Origin of the sequence: Paenibacillus sp. FSL W8-0439, assembly GCF_038008995.1 — a bacterium.
Taxonomy (GTDB): Bacteria; Bacillota; Bacilli; order Paenibacillales; family Paenibacillaceae; genus Paenibacillus; species Paenibacillus polymyxa.
In genome coordinates this window covers 4,943,071-4,961,031 of the sequence record NZ_JBBPAK010000001.1, presented here as the reverse complement: position 1 = coordinate 4,961,031, position 17,961 = coordinate 4,943,071, and the positions used below count along the sequence as shown (strand labels likewise).

Sequence of the window (17,961 nt, the reverse complement as noted above, 5' to 3'; positions counted from 1 at the left end):
TATCAAACATACTAGAGTGTATACGAGAGAAAATGCTGATCAATTTATTTCCCAATCCAAGCATATGCTTCGGCCGGATTATCGGCTGAACTATCATTTAATGGCTGAATTTGGCTGGATGAATGATCCGAACGGTTTCGTTCAATATAACGGGCAGTATCACTTGTTCTATCAACATTATCCGTATAAATCGGTGTGGGGACCGATGCACTGGGGACACGCAGTCAGCCGCGATCTTATGAAGTGGGACTATCTACCGGTTGCTTTGGCCCCGGACGGTGAGTTCGACCGGGATGGCTGCTTCTCCGGCAGTGCGGTTGAGCAGGACGGGAAGCTTGTCCTGATGTATACCGGACATGTTGTAACTGGGCCTGACAAGGATCAGGATTACAAGCAGTCACAGGGAATTGCAGTATCAGAAGACGGAGTGACATTCGAAAAGTGGGAGGGCAACCCAGTCATCGGTTATGACGCCATACCGGACACGGTCAGCCGCAAAGATTTTCGTGATCCTAAGGTGTTCAGGCATGAGGACCAATACTACGTCGTGCTTGGGTCTAATGATGCCCAAGGGAACGGGCTTGTACTGCTTTACCGATCTGAAGACCTGAGAAGCTGGACGTATGTCAATGTGCTGGCTGTGAGTGACGGACGCTTCGGTGATAATTGGGAATGTCCAGATCTGTTCCCGCTCGGCGATCGGCACGTATTCATGCTGTCTCCACAGCGCATGCCTGCTCAGGGAGAAGCATACCGTAATCTGCATTCCACCATGTACGGTATAGGTGATTTCAATGCGGAGGCTGGAACATTTACGGCAGAGCGGTATGCTCAGGTAGATCACGGATTCGATTTCTATGCCCCGCAGTCAACCTTGGATGATCAAGGGCGGCGTATCATCATCGGATGGATGGATATGTGGGAGTCGGAGATGCCAACCCAGCAGGGACATCATTGGGCAGGTGCGATGAGTCTTCCGCGGGAAGCGGTGATCGACCACGACAGATTGCTGTTCCGTCCGCTTGATGAGGTGGAAAATTACCGATCCAATCTGTTCGAGCAGCGGGATATCTTGCTGACAGGCGAGCAGATCATGGACACGTTCGGAGATAGCTACGAACTGAAGGCGGTATTTGAGTTCGAGGCTGGTCATACGGAGGAATTCGGCTTGAAGCTACGGGTGGGCGACGAAGAGGAAACGGTACTGTCGTATCGTCCCGATGACGGTCTATTCCGTTTTAACCGTGAGCGTGCCGGTATCGGACCGGGCGGAGAGAGAAGAGTGCCCTTGGGCTTACAAGAGGGGCGTCTGGAGCTTCGGATTTTCGTCGATAAAAGCTCTGTGGAAATATTCATCGGTGACGGTGAATACGTCCTCACAGGAAGAGTGTATCCCGGAATGGAATCAACAGGTATTCGTGCGTTTGCGAGCGGAAAATGTACGATGGTCTCGTTCCAGAAATGGGATATCCTCACATAGTATCGCATGACAAACAGGAGCCTGACCGTTGATGGTCAGGCTCCTGTTTTTTGTGGCCATTTTGCTCGTGGGATTTTAGGCGCGCTTATTTTGCAGATAAGCATCAAGATAAGCATCAATTTTGATGAGGGCTTCTTCTGTACCGCCGGATTGCTGGAAGCTATTATTTATTTTTTGTACGCCCTCTTTATACGCTGCGTTTGACACGACCTCACGTACGGCATCTCTTAACGATTGTGCATTGATTTGATCTTTAGTTATTCGATAGCCAGCCTGAAGTTCAGTTAACCGCTGTGCGACCATGGGCTGATCTTTGTCCTGAGGCAGCACTACCAAGGGGACATTAAAGTGAATTCCTTCATTCACACTGTTCATTCCACCATGAGTAATAAATACATCTGTATGACGTAATACCTCCAATTGAGGTACATAGGGTGAGATGATAAAGTGCCCAGGGGCAGGATTAATTTTCGTAAAGTCAGCTTTTTCGCCAGCTGCAATCACGACGATGCCTTCAAAATCGGAAAAAGCCTCAATGCAGGTGTTAAAAAAGTCCTCAGTATGGTCTAGAACAGTTCCCATCGAAATATACAAAACCTTTTTACCCTGTAGTCTGTCTAGCGGGAATGAATTTTCTCTTTTGCGCTCCGGGAAGCTGGGGCCAATAAAAAGATGCTCGTCCCCAAATTGTTCACCATTCGGTTGAAAATATCTGCTCGTATATACGACATTCAAAGCTCCTGAATTGTTCATAAATTGAACCAGATCTTTGGGAGCAACACCGAACCTTTCTTTCATGAGTTGCAGTGAAGACGTTACTTGTTCATCAGGCTGAAACGGTACTTTAGCGTCGGAGCGGAAGAGATTGGCAGCCATCAGATGATTTGAAATGAGAAAAGATGGGGATGAAGAGATGCCTGGGATATTCAAATAATCTCTTACTAATTCACCAGCTCCGAATCGATCATAGAACACCAAGTCAAATTGAATACGCTCGGACAGCTCCTGAGTGATGGCTAAGATGTCCATCGAAGTCTGGATATGAATATTCAAAAATGCGTTCAGTCCTGCCGGAGTGTTGGTATCAATGGAAGCAGTCCTGACCAGATCAGGATGCAGGTGAACCTTCGCTCCAACTGCTTCGAGTCTATTCTTGTATTTCTCAGTTGTAATGTAATGAACCTGGTCCCCTCGTGCTGCAAAGGCTTGCGTGATCCCAAGCGTGGGGTTTACATGTCCTTCTGCCGGAAAATTAACCATTAATACATTTAACATCCATCCTTACTCCTTTCCTTCTCTTTCATTTAAGATGCAGTTTTAACTGAATCTCTCAATCCATAATAACAATAATATTTATTTTTTCAAATGATATCCTTTCATGATTGCGTTTTAAAACAGTCAATATAATTCAAAAGAATAAGGACTGGGGCATGTTGGCATGAAATGTGTATAACAAATATTTACCTCGTGCATAGTAAAGACGAACCTATTTAGCGAGGGAGGTTTTTTCTAAATGAATGTCCAAAGAGCACAAGAAATAGCGTCCTCTTCCATCATGGCAAATGTGTTGTGCGATGGGTTACCCATCTACATTCAGCATGTGAACGAACAACGTGAGACGGCACGGATCTATGCGCTGAACAATCCGGAAGAGGAACGGGAAGTGCCTTTGTACGCGTTAACAGAACGAGATCAAACCCTTGAATAGAAAGGAGCGACATGAAAAGTGAAACCCAATCAACAGAAAGAGATCGAGGCAGATGGTTTGAATTTTCGTGATCAGACGGACGATGTGGTCAGAGAAGTACCGGCCACAACAGATGCCAGCGAAGCTGTTGCAGCAATGACCTCGCATATCAATAAATATGATGTACCAGATGAGTTGGAAGAAGAATAGGGAGTGGACAAGCGCGCACAGGATAACCTGTTGCGTGCTTTTTATATGACGTATAATTGGATCGTATCGAACAAAAAGTATTCAATGCCCAAACGTACAAGTGAAGCTGCCCGTGTGTACGTTTTTTTCTTTTCGTTTTTTTGTAAAATAAGTTATACATGATTTCTGTTCAAACGAAATGGACCAGCTGCTCATAGCGGCATTGTCTCTAATAAGTTGAAAAGCATGAATTTAGAATTGTAGGAGGGAATTATGAACGATGAATTCAATGTACAGGTTCAAAATCTAGATCCGGAAATAAGTGAAGGTGAAGTTGAGAACAAGGATATTTCGAAAATATTAACTATTATATGGATTTTTATAATTTATAGTGAGTCTGTCATTCTTCAACATTTGTTCGGTGGTTTATATCTGCTGCAAAGTTCCTTATTTACTGTAATCATCATATTGCACATCTTCTTGTACTTGCATGCTCATAGAGTTGCAAAATATTTTTCATGGGCTTATTTTGTTGTACAAGGGGGATTGATCTTTGCAAGTGCATTTCTTCTACCTGACAGTTTCTCCATAGTACTGGTGGGGCTAATGCCCGTTTTGGTGGGTCAGAGTATAGGTATTTATTATAAGCCGCTCAAGGTTATTCTTGTATTTTTGATCTCCTATGTGCTTTTTTGTGTGGCTGTGGTCTCTCACAATGAGGGCAGGCAATTTGTGTTGTTCATCCCATTATTTTTTCTAATTGTCGTTGTTATAGTAGCTTATGCCGTTCTTTTTCTCAAACAAGTCAAAGCACGAATCCGCACGCAAAATGTTCTGAAAGAGCTTGAAGCCGCACATCAAAAGGTGGAAGAACTTACAATTGCCAATGAACGACAACGTATGGCTCGTGATCTGCATGATACGCTGGCTCAAGGGCTTGCTGGGCTAATCATGCAGCTTGAAGCCATTGATGCTCATCTGACAAAAGGAAGTACGCAAAGGGCTCAGGAGATCGTCCAACAATCGATGTCACAAGTGCGAAGAACATTGTCTGATTCGAGACGAGCTATAGACAATCTGCGTTCGAAAACCATCTCGGAAGTTGATTTTGCAGAGGCCGTGGAGGAAGAAATACAGCGATTTACTATGGCTACGAGCATTCGAGTAATACGCAACATCAAAATTAAAGCTTCCGTCCCCAGACTGTTGTTCGAACATGGATTGTTTATAATAAGCGAATGTTTAACCAATGTAGCGAAGCATTCACATGCGAATACCGTATGGATTCATATTTTAGATAACGAAGGCAAGATTGAAATCGAGATTCGCGATGATGGCAAAGGATTTGATAAGGATATTATTGCCAAGCAGACAGGACATTACGGAATTATAGGTATGCATGAACGTGTACGGATGCTGGGTGGGAACATAAATATCAACAGTATAGTTCAAGAAGGTACAGCTATAAAAATAGAGGCGCCTCTTACTAAAGGAGACCTATCATGAAATACAAGATTTTAATTGTCGATGATCATTGGGTCGTTAGAGAAGGGTTAAAGCTGGTGTTGGAGACCAATGACAGCTATGAAGTTATTGGCGAAGCCGGAGAAGGTACAACAGCCCTTAAACTGATCGAAGAACTCCAACCGGATGTCATATTGTTGGATTTATATATGCCACAAATGAGTGGTTTGGAAACTATGAAAGCCCTCAGAGAAAAACAAAATGAAACGCCAGTCATTATCCTGACTACCTATAACGAAGATGATCTCATGATTAAAGGACTTTCTTTAGGGGCAAAGGGATATTTATTAAAAGATACCAGTCGGGAAAACTTATTTCGCACGATTGAGTCAGCACTTAGAGGCGAAACGTTGCTTCAGCCAGAAATAACAGCTAGGGTGTTCGCTGCAACGAATAAGAAAGAAGCCAAGCCAGAGCCGCACGAAAGCAGCTTAGTTCTTACTGATAAGGAAAGGCACATATTAAAGTCGGTTGCACACGGTTTTAAAAGCAAAGAAATTGCCTTTGATATGGGAATTTCCGAGCGTACCGTCAAAGCGCATTTAACGAATATTTATAACAAGCTTGGTGTTGATTCTAGATCCGAAGCCGTTGCTGTTTCGTTGGAGCGTGGTATTTTACAGCTTTAGAGATGTTAACTAAATATATGTTATTTCATTGCCCAGTCGTACATAAGGTGCTTGCCCCTTTGTACGATTTTTTTGTGTGTTCATTGTTATAACATGAAAAAAGAAATGAAAAAAATTACTTGACCCACGGGTTGCTGATAGCACCTTTAGAAGAGAGAATCAAGGAGGATGACATGAAGTTGAAGAAAAAAGAAATCAGGATCATGATTACAGGGATTGCATTAGCTATAGTAGCTTCCGGTTGCTCCAGTGCAACGGAGAACTCTGTAACACAAGCCAGTCACCCGGTAAAAGTAGAGAAGCTTGTAATGAAACCTTTGGCCAATGATTTTAATTTGGCAGGAACATTGCAGGCAAGTAATGAAGCTAGTGTTTCCTTTGAAGCGGATGGACGTATATTGAACACTATGGTGGAAGTAGGAGATTCCGTAGAAAAAGGGAGCGTCCTTGCGAAGTTGGATACATCTGCTTACCAGTTGCAGCTGGATCGGGCCAAGGCAACCATGGAGAAGGCAAAGGCTGGTCTTAGCCAAGCGGAGGCTTCCGTTCAATCGGCACAGGCGGGTATTCATAGTTCGCAATCCCAGGTCGATGCGGCCCAATCGAAATTGCAGGAATTGAACAATGGCGCCAAAAAACAGGAAATTGGCCAGTCACAAAATGCGGTTACTGCGGCAACCAATGCTTACAATAAGAAAAAGGCGGATGCCGCACGGACACAGAGCCTGTTCCAGGCAGGCGCAGCATCATTGTCGGAAAATGAGAATGCACAGCTGGAATTAACGAATGCACAAAAAAGTTTAAGTGACGCACAAGAGCAGCTGTCTCTCTTGCTTGCAGGCGCCTCGCAGGAACAACGTACCCAGGCTTCAGCTGGTATAGAGCAGGCCAGAGCAGGGCTGGAGACCGCTATTGCTACGAAACAGCAAGGGCTAGCCAGTAAAGCTCAAGCGCAGGCTACCTATGAGGATGCATTGGCTGCTTATGAACAGTCATCCTTGTCACTTAAAAAAGCGACTTTAACCTCCCCAATCACTGGCGTGGTCATTGAAAAAAAAGTAGCCGATGGTCAACTGGGCTCCAGTGGAAGTGAGGCATTCATTGTCGGGAATATCAAGACCTTAAAAGTACTTCTGCCCGTACCGGACAGCGAAATCTTATCATGGAAGAAAAACCAAAAAGTAAATATTTCTCTCTATGATGAAATTAGAACAGGGACTGTTACTCAAATCTATCCATCCACGAATACCAAAACGGGCAGTATTAATGTGGAAGTTAGCATTCCTAATCCTGAACTGAATTGGAAACCTGGTCAAGTCATCAGCGCATCTAAAAGTGTGAATCAAGCGGAAGCACTGTTAGTGCCTGTGGAAGCCGTGATTAGCAATGGAAGTGACCCTTATATATTTAAAGCTGTGAATGGTAAGGCTGTTAAAACCACGATTAAAGTGGGAAAAGTGACGAATAATCAATTCGAAGTTCTCTCCGGACTACAGGCAGGCGATCAAATCGTTACACAAGGAGCAGGAACCTTATTTAATGGCGATTTAATTGGGAATGATGTGCTCGGGAAAGCGGAGGAGTCGTCCGAATGATTAAATATATTGTTAAAAAGCAGAAAATTACGCTTATTTTCTTTGGCATGTGCATACTGCTAGGGCTCTTCAATTTTACATCATTACCAAAACAGGAGCAGCCTGATGTAATTCCCATGACCGCCAGTGTTACAACGATCTATCCGGGTGCCTCACCTGAAAGAATCGAGCAAACCATTACTAAGATCATGGAACAGAAAATTAAAGCTGTGCAAGGTGTCAAAACGATTTCCTCTACTTCATCGAAAGGCCAATCCAGTATCATCATAGAAGCTTTGAATGATGCGGACCCGACCAAAGTATGGGCTGATCTTCGTACGAAGGTGCAGGATGCACAATCTGAGCTTCCAGAGGACGCGATGCAGCCTATGATCAATGATAGCATGACTAGCTCTTTCATTGGTTCATATGCGATTACTTCTGATAAGGTGGAGGATTTATACTCGTTAAATGAATTAATGAACAGATGGAAAGATCAATTAAAAACGGTTCCCGGTATTTCGCAGGTTAATATTCAAGGGATACCCGAGCAAGAGGTACGAGTTAGTTTAGACACGCAAAAGATGCAACAATATAACCTCTCCTGGGAGCAGGTTGTCCAAGCGATCAAGGATGAGAATGATAGAGTACCTACAGGAAGTATGGATTTCAATGAGCGTACTTATCAGCTGACGGTAAATGCCTCAACGGACCCATCGATTCTGAATAATGTCCAGATTTCAAGCAATGACGATGGATTTCCGATATCTTTGAAGGATATAGGTACTGCCTCGCTTGTTTTTAAAAAAGCAGCTAGTTATACGTATGTGAATACCAAGCCTGCTATTTCGATCAGTGTGAGTGGAGATATAGGCACAGACGTGCCTACAGTTTCCAAGGCAACAACAGCTAAAATCAATGAACTTGCGAGCAGTTTGCCGAAGAATGTACATTTTGAACTGCTTTTTGCACAAAATGATCGAGTGAGTGAAATATTTGGAAACCTGACCAAAGAGATGATTATTGCTATTTTATCGGTCATTGTGATATGTACTTTAGGTTTGAATTTGCTAACTTCTGCATTTGTAGCGTTGGCCATTCCTGTTTCCATCGCCATCGGCTTTATTTTCTTGCCCATGACAGGAACTACGCTGAATCAAATATCAGTCATCGGACTCATCATCGTGCTAGGGATATTGGTTGATGATGCGGTCGTGGTCAATGACAACATTGAACGCCGACGCTCTGAATTTGGGGAAAATGCTACGGAGGCAGCCATTAAAGGAACCAAAGAGGTGTCCTTATCGATCATTACAGCTACGCTAGCTACGGTTGCAGCATTTGCCCCGCTGCTATTTCTGCCGGGTAATATCGGAGACTTTATTAAACCGATCCCTACCGTTATTTCGTTAACCATGCTGGCTTCCATGATTATGTCGCTAACGATTATTCCTATTTTCCGCCAATGGTATGATCAACGTCGTAAAGGAAAAGAGAGGAACCAAACCGTTAAGCCACCTGGGCTTCTGGGGCATCAAATCCAGTCTCTATCCAATGTGTACTCTAAAAACTGGATGCCAAGAATACTACGGCGTCCACTTTTAACAGCGCTGGTTGGTCTTATGATTGGTACAGCCGCTTATGGACTACTTGCGGTTGTTCCTATTCAACTATTCCCAGAATCCGATCAAGCAGATGCCACCATCAGCGTAACGATGCCAGAAGGAACGTCGTTGCAGGCAACCAATCGGGTTATTAACGAGATTGGCATGTGGGTCAAAAAACAACCAGAAACAGAACGGCTGTCGGCAACGGCAGGTGGAGGAGCGCCTCAGATGTATAGCGATGTTGCAGGCGGTCACGGCTCCGGGGGAGCGGTCAACGGTCAACTTGCTATCGTTGGAAAAGAGGGGCTATTCGATCTCCAAAAAACAGTGGATAGCTGGACTCATACGCTTCAAGCCAAATATCCATCTGCATTGATCAGCATTCGGGTTCCTCAATTAGGTATCCCGGTCGGCAGTGCGGTGTCTATCCGTATGAAGGGAGAAGACATTGATAAACTGCAAAACATGACAGCTAAAGTCAAAGAAATGGTTGCGGCGACCCCCGGAGCTGTAGATGTGACCGATAATATGGGAATGCAAAGCTATAATCTGAATTTCCAAGTCAATCCACAAGCATTGGATAAATATCGGGTTAGCTATTCCAATTTGACACGTACGCTGCTGTTAATGGGTGACGGAGTTAATGTAACGGATTTTGATACAGGTAAGGAACTACTGGATATCAATATATACATGAATAAACCAAACGATGATCCTGAGGTATTGTTCCAGCAATTAAGTGTAACCAATGCGGCAAAAGAGCAAATTCCCTTATCCCAGTTAGTCACGATGAAACCGGACTTTTCCATTCAGCAAATCCACCGCTATGATTTGGAGCGGACAGTAACGATCTCAGCCAATGCAAATGGGCGTACGGCTACAGAACTCACTAATGACATACGTAACAAACTAACCCATACACAGTTTGAACCAGGCTATACCTGGGAGATGGGCGGAGAAACATCCGCGCAATCTGATATTTTTACAGATCTGGGCAAGTTAGCTATTATTGTTGTGTTTCTCATTCTGCTCTTGATCACGATGCAGTTTTACTCCGTCTCCACACCGCTCATTATTATGACCACTGTGTATCTGGCAGCGGCAGGCGGAATTCTTGGAAGCTTTATTTCAGGCATGCCAATTGGATTCATGAGTATTATGGGTATCATTTCACTGGCCGGTATCGTCGTGCGCAACGGTATTGTGTTGATAGAGTTTATTGAAGATGCGCGGCGTGAAGGAGCCGAACTGACAGACGCAATTCTTATGGCATGTTCTGCCCGTTTCCGTCCGATCTTGCTTACTTCGCTAACTGCGATTGTGGGTATGATCCCTATTGCCACAATAGGGGAAATCCTCTTCAAACCGTTGGCAACGACCATTATTTTTGGACTGATCTTTTCGACCATTTTAACCTTGTTTGTTGTACCGACTCTGTATATGGTCGTAGCTCATCTGAAGCTGAAGCGGAAGCAGAAGCAGGAAAAGTCTATAAATACCGATAGCTCATTGACCATGTAGGTAAATACAGATAAGAATATACTGCAATTTTTCTTATAAATACGGATCGTACATGAGGCGAATGTCTTTATGTACGATCTTTTTATTTGTTGACAGAGTCAACAAATATCATTACTATAATTGTTGCAAAAGTCCACTAAATAGGGGGAGTTATGGTCAATATCGATGCTAATATCATAGCGGATATGAGGCGTTTTAATCGGTTCTATACGAATTTACTTGGTGTTTTAGATAGACATGTGCTGGATAGCGGATATTCCTTTACCGAGGCACGTGTCATTATAGAGATCGGGTTGATCGAACCGTGTATTGCGAATACTCTGGTCGGATCTCTTCAAATTGATCGCAGCTATATGAGCAGGATCATTGCTAAATTTTGCAAAGAGGGCTTTCTTGTTAAGGAAAATTCAACGTTGGATAATAGAACAAATCTAATTCGTCTGACACCCAGAGGAAAAACGTTCTACAACCAATTGAATGAAAGATCTGATGAACAAATTCTAAGATTAGTTCAAGGACTTTCAGAAGAAGAGATTACAGAATTACATGCATCTATGTTGTTAATTCAGAAGAAATTGGATATTTCGGAGAGGATACAGAATGATACGATTTGAATGCGACTATACCGAAGGTGCTCATGAGCGTATTTTAAAGCGACTACTGGAGACGAATGAGGAACAAACCCCAGGCTATGGTGTGGACGATCATTGTGAAAAAGCCAAATCTTATATTAAAAAAGCATGTGACTCCGAAAATGCGGATGTACACTTTTTGGTTGGAGGTACACAGACCAATACAACGGTCATTTCTTCGATTTTGCGTCCGCATCAAGGCGTCATTGCGGCAACTTCTGGGCATATTGCTGTGCATGAGACCGGAGCAATTGAGGCTACTGGACATAAAGTACTGACATTGCCAAGCGAGGATGGGAAAATCCGGGGTGAACAGGTAAAGGAACTGTACGACGCTCACTGGAGTGATTCTGCTCCTGAGCATTGTGTACAGCCCGGGATGGTTTATATTTCTCAACCTACCGAGAATGGAACGATTTATAGCCGATCCGAGCTGGAAGTGCTAAGTGGAGTGTGTCATGAATGTGGTTTACCACTGTTTATAGACGGGGCCCGTTTAGGCTATGGTTTGGTTGCAGAGGATAGTGATGCATCTTTGGCAGATATAGCCAAGCTGTGCGATGTGTTTTATATAGGCGGCACTAAAATTGGAGCAATGATGGGAGAAGCCGTAGTTATCCTAAATGATGCTTTGAAACAAGATTTCAGATACATGATCAAGCAAAAAGGAGGGCTGCTGGCTAAGGGGAGAATGTTGGGCATTCAGTTTGAAACGCTGTTTGAAGACGGTTTATACTTTGAGATTTCCAAACACGCCATAGATATGGCTATGCTGCTGCAAAAAGGATTATCCGAGCAAGGATTTTCTTTCCAATATCATTCAACAACCAATCAGCAGTTTCCGATTATTGCAGATCGTATATTACAGGCATTGAGCGAAAAATATACTTACTCCTTTTGGGAAAAGACTGATGATACCCATACTGCTGTTCGATTCTGCACCAGTTGGGCCACAAAGAAAGAAAATATTGAAATGCTGCTACAGGATATTAAAGCATTACAATAAAGGTCATGGATAAACGATGAATATCATCTTGAAATTATAGAATGGATGATGTAATAGGCCATACTTCGTTGCATACATTGCAGCGAAATATGGCTTTTTTGTTGTGTAATTTGCTTAATTCAAATGGCTTGTCTTTAGTTCCATGAAAGAGCAAGCAGATATAAAAATGGAAAAACAAGACAAGAGTGGATGTATAAAATTAACGCCTAATTATTTACACTGAATACCTATCGAACCTGTTTACGATATTGAAGAGGGGAGAGTCCGGTTATTTTTTTAAAGATTTTATTAAAATGGGAGGCATGACCGAAGCCGACATCCTCCGCAATGTGCTGGATTTTGTCTTTGGTGGTTCGCAGTCTGGTTTGAGCCGCCCTGACCCTCACTACGCGGATGTACTCGCTGAAATGAAAGCCAGTCAATTTTAGAAAGATGCGGCTTAGGTAAGCCGGACTAATAAAAAAGCAGGCGGCCACTTGTTCGAGAGTTAACGGCTCATTGAAATGGTCCTGAATAAAAGACGAGATTTCTGTGATTTTCTGATGCATGGGATGAGAGGAAACAAGTTCACTACGCTCGGCCGCTTCCGATCGGTGCACCAGGATAAGCATTTCCAGCAGCAAATGCTGTACACAGCGGTCATGCAGAGGCTGCTTATTCCTACATTCGGTATTCATTTGTAGGAACAGCCGTTCAACTTCGACTTGCTCTCTAGCCGGTAAGCGAAGCAATGCAGATTGCTGGTACGGCGGTAGATCCAGAATGTCATGATCCTGCTGCGGGAGAAACGTAGGGGAAAAATGAATCAAAATGCGTTCTGTTTCCTCCAATTGTGTACTGGCGGTAGAGTGTAAGTCATGAGGGAGGATGAATATCAGATCGCCCTTGCGAGCGGTGTATACCTTGCCGTTCATAAAGTAGATGCGTTCGCCCTGCAGCAAAAAATACAGCTCATAATTGTCATGAACATGAGGTCTGGGCATAACGGTGAAGCCGGTACGGTAGATGTGATGAATGGAGAATTGTTGTTCTCCGATGACATATTTGTCTTCCTTCATTTCATTCATGTGCTTCTTCCTTTGCCAATTAAGATAAGTAAGCGCATTCATATATCCATAGTATATATGACACCTGCCCACTGTAAAAGCGGAAAAGATTGATGAAAGGAGGTGAAGACACTTCTGAACGTCTCGGATCATTCTTTTATAAAAGTATGCGCTGATGTGAAAGAAAATCTTAGGGAGGAAACAGAATATGAGCAAGCAGCGTACATGGAGAAAGGTGCTATGTAATGTGGTTGTGGGTTCAATGTTGTTGACTTTGTGCCCACCATTGATCCAGGCAGAGACTGCGGTAGGGACAGAGATGGGGAAAGTGGAGAAAGTAGAAAATATAGCGACGAATATTCCGGCGTTTCCGGGAGCTGAAGGTGGGGGTAAATATGTTACCGGTGGACGCGGAGGTGAAGTATACGAAGTTACCACGCTGGCAGACTACGGCAAAGGTGAGCAGGTGATCCCCGGATCTCTTCGTGCAGCGGTCAGCTCCGATAATCGGACGGTCGTATTCCGGGTGGGTGGAACCATTCATCTGAAGGAGCCACTTAAAATCCTGGGCAACAACCTGACGGTTGCAGGTCAGACAGCTCCTGGCGACGGCATAACTGTAAGCGATTACACAACAGGGATTGATGCAGATAACGTCATTCTCCGTTACCTGCGTTTTCGATTAACTGATCGTTACCCCAGTGAGGATGACGCGTTAGGAGCCAGGTACCATAAAAACATTATGATTGATCACTGTTCCTTTAGCTGGTCGGTGGATGAGGTACTAAGTCTGTACGATAACGTGAATACGACAGTACAATGGTCTATTGCATCCGAAAGTATGCTAATGACTACGCACCAGAAAGGCCGCCACGGCTATGGCGGTATATGGGGTGGTCGGAATTCCACCTATCATCATAACTTGCTGGCTCACAATGCAAGCCGCAATCCACGGTTTCCCAACCGATAAAAAACAAATCGACGCTGTGGAAATGACCAATAATGTCATATATAACTGGGGATTTTTCTCTTCCTACGGTGGCGGTGAAGGATCGTATAATGTGCTGAATAACTATTATAAGTATGGCCCCAACACATATAAGGACGTGCGGAGTCAAATCTTTGTAGACGTGGGGAGTAAAAAATATAAAACACGCATTTATATTGGTGGCAACTACATGGACGGCAACGAATCGGTTACTCAAGACAACTGGCAGCTTGGAACATCCATTGGATCGATTATTGACCCTTCCACTCGTTTGGCAGAGCCGATTGAAGTCAGAGGGGAATACGACAACGGAATTTCACCAGATGCGTATGGACCATATCAGGCGACAGATGCGCAGACCGCATATACTGAGGTGCTCGCTGGCTCAGGAGCCACGCTGCCAAGAAGAGATGCGGTGGACGCTCGAATTATGAATGATGTGAAGAATGGAACGGGTGCGTTTATCAACTCCCCGCGTGAAGCAGGCTGGATTTACGATGATTATAGCGTAACCACCACGGAGCTTACTGACAGTGATCATGATGGTATACCGGATGAATGGGAACGCGCTCATGGGCTGGACCCCAATAATGCTGACGACCGCAACGGTCAGGAGCTTGCCGGTACAGGCGAGTATGCTCATTTTGCCAAGGGCTATACGAATTTAGAGGTTTATTTAAATGATCTCATTGAGAAGCTGTCCAATGGCAGTGAGGTGGATAATCCGGAGGCCTTCGTTCAGGTATCGGATGAAGGTGGACGTTCACTGAAGCATAACGATATTTTGGAAGCCGGACGTGATGCGACCATAACTGCAACGGCCAAGGATCAAGATGGCATTGCTCACGTTGAATTTGTCATTGACGGTAAACTTGCTGGAAAAGTAGAGAGTGCGCCTTATCAAATCAGTTGGAATCATGTGACGGACGGCACCCATTACATTATTGCACGGGTGACAGACCGCAAGGGGACTGCTACATTTTCCAATCCTGTTACCATCCATGTCAACACGACTGCACCAACGGGGAACTGGCTCAGCGAAGAGGTTGGCTCTGATGGTAACGATGGCTATATCAAAGGGCATACTCAGGTATTAAAAGAAGATGCAAACGGCAGCAGTATCCGACTGAAATCGGCGGGGGATATTGACGGAAAAGCTGATCTTTTCCATTATGCTTATCAGAAATGGGAGGGAGACGGTGAAATTACAGCTCGTGTGGAGAAGATTACCCCTGTGGATGATAATGCCGAGGCAGGGGTAATGATTCGTGAATCGCTGAAGCCTGGATCAAAAATGGCCTTTATGTCTTTAGCATTTGTTAAATATGGTAAACAGGGGATTCTTATCAGTCGTGATCAAACAGATGGTAAAACCACGCGTGCGTCAATGGAGACGTTTATTCCAACGCCATATTCGGTTCGTCTTGTGCGACAGGGGCAAAAGCTTACCGGATGGGTATCCGCAGACGGTGTGACTAACTGGGAGAAGGTTGGTGAAACCGTTATAGATTTGCCGGATCATCAACCGCTATTGTTCGGGTTAGCTACTGATGCATCCAAACAACAAAATGAAGTGTGGAATTACAATACGTCGGAATTCAGCAATGTTAAGGTCCGCAAGCTAACAGACTCAGGAGGAACTTCTCCCACTAGTGTGGTTGTATCGACCTATGGCCCTGCTGACTACACCTCTCTCCAGGCAGCTATTGATGCAGTCCCTGACAACAGCAACACAAGGACTGTTATCCATCTCAAAAACGGCACGTACCGTGAAAAAATAAAGGTGAATTCCTCCAAAAAAAATCTGAGTATTATCGGGGAAGATCGGGACAAAACGATCATTGCTTTTGATGATACGGCCAAGACCGTAGTGGACGGAAAAGAATTAGGAACGAGCAATAGCTATACCATGCGTGTGCAAAGTCCTGACTTTGTGTTGGAAAATGTGACGGTCGCCAACACAGAAGGGACCGGGCAGGTGCAGGCTGTAGCGTTATATGCCGAAGGTGATCGTGGAAAGTATCACAATGTCAAAATTACTGGCCTACAGGATACACTGCTCGTGAACCGTGGCAGACAATATTTTAAGGACAGTTACATCAGTGGCAGTGTAGATTTTATATTTGGCAATGCCCCTGCCGTGTTTGATAATTCGATCATACACAGCCTGCGTGCCGGATACGTAACAGCCGCTTCAACGGAAGAGAACCAGCCAGGTTTTGTATTTATTCAGTGTCGTCTGACAACCGAAGCTGGCTTGACAGGCAAGGTGGATCTTGGGCGACCATGGCGTCCTTACGCACATGTTACTTTTTTGAAAACCTATATGGATGACCATATCAAGCCAGGTGGTTGGAACAATTGGGGTAAGGAATCCAATGAGCAGACTGCAAGATTTGGAGAGTACGATAACTTTGGACCAGGTGCAGAAAGTAGCGGGCGTGTACCTTGGGCCAAACAGCTTACGGCTGACGAAGCAAACCAGTACACTGTTGAAGCTGTTCTGAGCGGGACAGATCATTGGAATTGGCGTCTATAATTGTATGTTCGATAGATAAGCGGGGGATGCGCTTCAAGCGTTTTCCCCCGCTTATGTGCGTGTTTGTGAGCAATTTTGGATGTGATGCATACATAATCTAAAATTGAAACCATTTGTTTTTATGGTAAATATTTTATATATTGAATGAGGGAAGTGTGTAAATCATCAAGGACAAAACTAACATTTTTTCTTAAATACATTATGTTGTCGGAGGTGTAGGATGGCACGTGTGTTGGTTGTGATCACGCCTGCTGAAGGCCATGTTAACCCGTCATTAGGATTAATTAAGCAATTGGTCGATAGGGGAGAGGAAGTAGATTATGTGTGTTCAGAGGAATTTGGTACGAGAATTCAACAAACGGGAGCAAACCTGATCACCTATCCATTTAGTGTGGATGCATTTATTCACAATCCTGTATTAAAGCCGGCTGAATATAAACATCATTATCAATTCGTGAATATGATCGTTAAAGGTTTGATTGAACCGATTATTCCAAAGGTTATGAAAGCAATTGAAAATAAGGTGTATGATTATTTGATTTATGACTATTTGATGGGTTGGGGAGGCAAAATTATAGCAGAGAGGCTGGGAATACCTGCGGTATGTACGGTCTGTTCGTTTGCTTTCGTAGAGCCTCTGGGTTCTGACCAAGGCGGGGATGATCATGACATAAAAGTGAGAGCGCTTTATGATGATACGATGAAAGTAGTACATCAATTAGCTGAGGAGTTTCAGGTTGCCGTCCCTGCAATTGATGAACTCGATTCACATTCCCACAGCCTAAAGGTCGTATATACAAGCCGTTATTTTCAACCGCAAGCTGAAAAGCTGGATGACAGCTATATTTTTGCAGGTCCATCTATTGTACCTCGTAAAGATGCGCCCTCTTTTCCGTTCGACCAGCTTCGTGCTTTGTATCCGCAGGTTGTTTATATATCATTGGGAACTATTCTTAATAGAGATTTGGAGTTTTACAAGCTTTGCTTTGAAGCATTTCGTGATTTGCCTGTGCAATTTGTACTCTCATCAGGCCAATATGCGGAGATGGAGTTATTGGCGGATGGTATCCCGGACAATTTTATGATCAAGCCCTATATTCCGCAACTGGAAATGCTCCAGCGTGTAGATGCATTTATCACACATGGGGGAATGAACAGTGCAAGCGAAGCCTTGTATTACAACGTGCCAATGGTTCTGGTTCCCATGACATCGGATCAGCCGCTTGTGGCCAATCGGGTCCAAGAGCTGGGAGCAGGGATTGCTGTGAATAAAAATGAGCTTACCCCTGCTATCTTAAAAGCTGCTTTGGTAGAGGTTTTAAATCAAGCCATCTATAAACAACAGGCGCATGTAATTGGCGAATCACTCCGTCAGGCTGGCGGTTATACGTATGCGGCCGATGCAATTATGAGCCGTTTCTCTACTATAAAAAAATAGGGTGTGTGTGCGTCAGCTCCTGATTATAACCAATTCGGGCTACGCATGGCAGGGTAGCATAATAAAGCAGCACGTAATCAGACTTTAGGTTCTCGTCCAGA

General features: G+C 44.1%; 12 protein-coding genes and 1 pseudogene. 11 read left to right on the top strand and 2 right to left on the bottom strand.

Annotated elements, in window-relative coordinates; all coding sequences use genetic code 11:
- Window positions 1–16: 16 nt before the first annotated feature.
- A complete protein-coding gene (locus tag MKX36_RS21505; protein WP_340865643.1) occupies window positions 17–1,480 on the top strand; it encodes a glycoside hydrolase family 32 protein in 1,464 nt (487 codons plus the stop codon).
- A 75-nt stretch (window positions 1,481–1,555) separates the two neighbouring features.
- On the opposite strand, the gene MKX36_RS21500 is transcribed toward MKX36_RS21505, so the two are convergent.
- Entirely contained in the window at window positions 1,556–2,755 is a 1,200-nt protein-coding gene (locus MKX36_RS21500; RefSeq protein ID WP_340865642.1) for a macrolide family glycosyltransferase, read from the bottom strand.
- 238 nt (window positions 2,756–2,993) lie between these two features.
- On the opposite strand from MKX36_RS21500, the gene MKX36_RS21495 reads away from it, so the two are divergent.
- From MKX36_RS21495 to MKX36_RS21460, 8 genes are all read left to right on the top strand, one after another.
- Complete coding sequence (locus MKX36_RS21495; RefSeq protein WP_016820419.1) at window positions 2,994–3,188, top strand: H-type small acid-soluble spore protein; 195 nt, start codon at window positions 2,994–2,996, stop codon at window positions 3,186–3,188.
- 18 nt (window positions 3,189–3,206) lie between these two features.
- Complete coding sequence (locus MKX36_RS21490) at window positions 3,207–3,377, top strand: hypothetical protein (RefSeq protein ID WP_340865641.1); 171 nt, start codon at window positions 3,207–3,209, stop codon at window positions 3,375–3,377.
- A 252-nt stretch (window positions 3,378–3,629) separates the two neighbouring features.
- On the top strand, window positions 3,630–4,862 hold the full coding sequence (locus MKX36_RS21485; protein WP_340865640.1) for a sensor histidine kinase: 1,233 nt from the start codon (window positions 3,630–3,632) through the stop codon (window positions 4,860–4,862).
- Window positions 4,859–5,509, top strand: a complete 651-nt coding sequence (locus MKX36_RS21480; RefSeq protein ID WP_016820417.1) for a response regulator — start codon at window positions 4,859–4,861, stop codon at window positions 5,507–5,509. Before MKX36_RS21485 ends, MKX36_RS21480 begins: the two co-directional genes overlap by 4 nt.
- A gap of 173 nt (window positions 5,510–5,682) precedes the next feature.
- Complete coding sequence (locus tag MKX36_RS21475) at window positions 5,683–7,104, top strand: efflux RND transporter periplasmic adaptor subunit (protein ID WP_340865639.1); 1,422 nt, start codon at window positions 5,683–5,685, stop codon at window positions 7,102–7,104.
- Window positions 7,101–10,211: an efflux RND transporter permease subunit gene (locus MKX36_RS21470; protein WP_340865638.1), complete on the top strand. Its 3,111-nt coding sequence runs from the start codon at window positions 7,101–7,103 to the stop codon at window positions 10,209–10,211. The genes MKX36_RS21475 and MKX36_RS21470 overlap by 4 nt, the downstream gene beginning before the upstream one ends.
- Before the next feature lie 152 nt (window positions 10,212–10,363).
- Complete coding sequence (locus MKX36_RS21465) at window positions 10,364–10,825, top strand: MarR family winged helix-turn-helix transcriptional regulator (protein WP_340865637.1); 462 nt, start codon at window positions 10,364–10,366, stop codon at window positions 10,823–10,825.
- Window positions 10,812–11,849, top strand: coding sequence for a threonine aldolase family protein (locus tag MKX36_RS21460; protein WP_017425602.1), 1,038 nt, complete (start codon window positions 10,812–10,814; stop codon window positions 11,847–11,849). Before MKX36_RS21465 ends, MKX36_RS21460 begins: the two co-directional genes overlap by 14 nt.
- A gap of 227 nt (window positions 11,850–12,076) precedes the next feature.
- Here the strand turns inward: MKX36_RS21460 and MKX36_RS21455 are convergent, their stop codons facing one another.
- On the bottom strand, window positions 12,077–12,916 hold the full coding sequence (locus MKX36_RS21455) for a helix-turn-helix transcriptional regulator (protein ID WP_016820412.1): 840 nt from the start codon (window positions 12,914–12,916) through the stop codon (window positions 12,077–12,079).
- Between the two features lie 187 nt (window positions 12,917–13,103).
- On the opposite strand from MKX36_RS21455, the pseudogene MKX36_RS21450 reads away from it, so the two are divergent.
- Window positions 13,104–16,422 (top strand): annotated as a pseudogene (locus MKX36_RS21450) (pectinesterase family protein).
- A gap of 220 nt (window positions 16,423–16,642) precedes the next feature.
- Window positions 16,643–17,860, top strand: coding sequence for a macrolide family glycosyltransferase (locus MKX36_RS21445; RefSeq protein ID WP_025365895.1), 1,218 nt, complete (start codon window positions 16,643–16,645; stop codon window positions 17,858–17,860).
- Window positions 17,861–17,961: the final 101 nt, after the last annotated feature.

What these genes read in the sequence shown, in the direction of transcription:
- MKX36_RS21500 (WP_340865642.1), bottom strand. Translation starts at nt 2,755, where the DNA reads ATGTTAAATGTATTAATGGTTAATTTTCCGGCAGAAGGACATGTAAAC.
- MKX36_RS21495 (WP_016820419.1), top strand. Translation starts at nt 2,994, where the DNA reads ATGAATGTCCAAAGAGCACAAGAAATAGCGTCCTCTTCCATCATGGCA.
- MKX36_RS21485 (WP_340865640.1), top strand. Translation starts at nt 3,630, where the DNA reads ATGAACGATGAATTCAATGTACAGGTTCAAAATCTAGATCCGGAAATA.
- MKX36_RS21480 (WP_016820417.1), top strand. Translation starts at nt 4,859, where the DNA reads ATGAAATACAAGATTTTAATTGTCGATGATCATTGGGTCGTTAGAGAA.
- MKX36_RS21475 (WP_340865639.1), top strand. Translation starts at nt 5,683, where the DNA reads ATGAAGTTGAAGAAAAAAGAAATCAGGATCATGATTACAGGGATTGCA.
- MKX36_RS21470 (WP_340865638.1), top strand. Translation starts at nt 7,101, where the DNA reads ATGATTAAATATATTGTTAAAAAGCAGAAAATTACGCTTATTTTCTTT.
- MKX36_RS21465 (WP_340865637.1), top strand. Translation starts at nt 10,364, where the DNA reads ATGGTCAATATCGATGCTAATATCATAGCGGATATGAGGCGTTTTAAT.
- MKX36_RS21460 (WP_017425602.1), top strand. Translation starts at nt 10,812, where the DNA reads ATGATACGATTTGAATGCGACTATACCGAAGGTGCTCATGAGCGTATT.
- MKX36_RS21455 (WP_016820412.1), bottom strand. Translation starts at nt 12,916, where the DNA reads ATGAATGAAATGAAGGAAGACAAATATGTCATCGGAGAACAACAATTC.
- MKX36_RS21445 (WP_025365895.1), top strand. Translation starts at nt 16,643, where the DNA reads ATGGCACGTGTGTTGGTTGTGATCACGCCTGCTGAAGGCCATGTTAAC.